Here is a 1,823-nt window from a genome sequence, read left to right on the forward strand (position 1 = left end):
CAGTAATCGCTCTATTGTCCATGAGTTAAAACTCATTAACGCGATAAATAACTTAAACAAACTGGAGAATACGATGAATATGAAAACTAAACTGTTATCAACGGCTATTCTGTTAACCGGCTTAACCCCATTAGTCTCTCAAGCACTGACATTACCACTGAGCGCTGATGCTCACATTGCTAGTGTCAATGCTGGCACGGCTGTCGGCGTTAATGTATCCCCTTCTAGTAAAGGCTTACTGCGATTTGACTTAGCCACATTACCTGAAGGCATTAGCTCAAAAGATATTTCTAAAGCCACGTTAGTGTTTTTCGCTAAATCCGTAACAACGCCTGGCAAAATTCAAGCCAGTCCGGTGTTGTCAGCATGGGATGAAACAACGGTTACCTCGGCCTCAGAACCTCAACTCGGTACAGCGATTGAAACAACTGCCGATATTAACAAAGGCAATAATTATTTAGCGTTAGATGTCACGCAATTGGTTTTGGATTGGGTGGATAACCCAGCCAGTAACAATGGCTTGGCTTTAACGCCGTTAACAGCGTCTCAAACTGCATTTACGTTAGATAGCAAAGAAGCCATACAAACCAGTCATGCGGCGTTTATTGAAGTTATTTTAGCCGGGCCTGAGGGTCCTAAGGGGGATAAAGGCGAAACCGGTTTAAAAGGTGACAAAGGAGATAAGGGTGATACCGGAGCACAAGGTTCAAAAGGAGATACTGGAGCAACGGGTTCTCCTGGAATTAGTGGTTATCAAATCATTCGGGTAAACGGCACGGTTTCCAGTGCATTTTCTCCATTATTAAATCACACCGCTTCTTGTCCTAGCGGAAAAAGAGTACTAGGAGGTTCTTGTCAAAATATTACAACTGAATCAACTGTAACAGGTAGTCGTGCTGGTTCAAATTTTTATAGTTGTAACTACGCTACATCCGGTTTAAATGAAAGTGTTCAAACTTCTGTCATCTGCGCCAACGTGAATTAATGCTTGATTACCCACTATCAAAAACAACGGTGAACATCATGACTACAAACAAACTATTACTAGTACTATCTTTTATGTTTTTGTTATGCGTCGGGCAAGGCGCGACGGCGGCAAACTTTAGCTTTACCGGCAACTTTAATAAAGACAACGATGTGCAATTGTTTTCCTTTACCATCGGTGCTGATTCGACAACAGTTGCCATTAACACGTTATCTCTATTGGGCGGCGTGAATTTAAACGGGCAAAGCATTGCAGGTGACGGCTTTAATCCCTATCTGGCGATTTTTGAGCAAAACACAGGTCTGTTTGTCTTTGATACGTTAAACAAGGCCACGAATGAAGAAGCGGTTATCGCCAATTCCGGCTCACATTTTTACGGAACGCTGTCAGCCGGTAGTTATATCTTAGCGTTAACGCAATTAGATAATGTTGCATTAGGCGCTAATCTCGCCGATGGATTTGCCGACTCACTGGGTTTAGCCACTTTTGGCGCTAGTCCGTTCACTGCGCAAAACGGTGGTGGCAGCAGTCATTGGGCGGTGGATATAGCCAATGTCGATAGCGCTCATCTGGCTACCGTTCCATTACCAGGTGCTTTGTTATTATTTTTACAAGGTTTGTTGGTTTTGCCTATTGCTAGAAGTTTAACTAGGCACAACGGTGTAAATGTTTAACGCGGTAAGGTGGATTCGCCGATAGGCAATCCGCCATTTCGGAGTACACCGATGGCGGTTTGCTATCGTGACACTGTCCTACGAGCTTTGGGCACACCGATTATGAGGTGAATGGTGGGCAGAAAAGCGTTGCAGGCACTACAAGGCGTATGATTCAACTGAAA

2 protein-coding genes are annotated in these 1,823 nt (G+C 43.9%); both read left to right on the top strand.

Features of this window, described 5'->3' with window-relative positions:
• The coding region (locus tag VZ94_RS27535) for a DNRLRE domain-containing protein (protein WP_204369269.1) at positions 1-985 on the top strand (985 nt) is incomplete at its 5' end.
• Between the two features lie 38 nt (positions 986-1,023).
• The gene (locus tag VZ94_RS21740; RefSeq protein WP_131655703.1) at positions 1,024-1,659 is read left to right on the top strand and encodes a DVUA0089 family protein; all 636 of its coding nucleotides are present in this window, start codon (positions 1,024-1,026) and stop codon (positions 1,657-1,659) included.
• Positions 1,660-1,823 lie beyond the last annotated feature (164 nt).

The organism is Methylocucumis oryzae (genome assembly GCF_000963695.1).
GTDB classification, from domain to species: Bacteria; Pseudomonadota; Gammaproteobacteria; order Methylococcales; family Methylomonadaceae; genus Methylovulum; species Methylovulum oryzae.

Bases quoted from the DNA above. Each gene is read 5' to 3' on its own strand.
- VZ94_RS21740 (WP_131655703.1), top strand. From the start codon at position 1,024: ATGACTACAAACAAACTATTACTAGTACTATCTTTTATGTTTTTGTTA.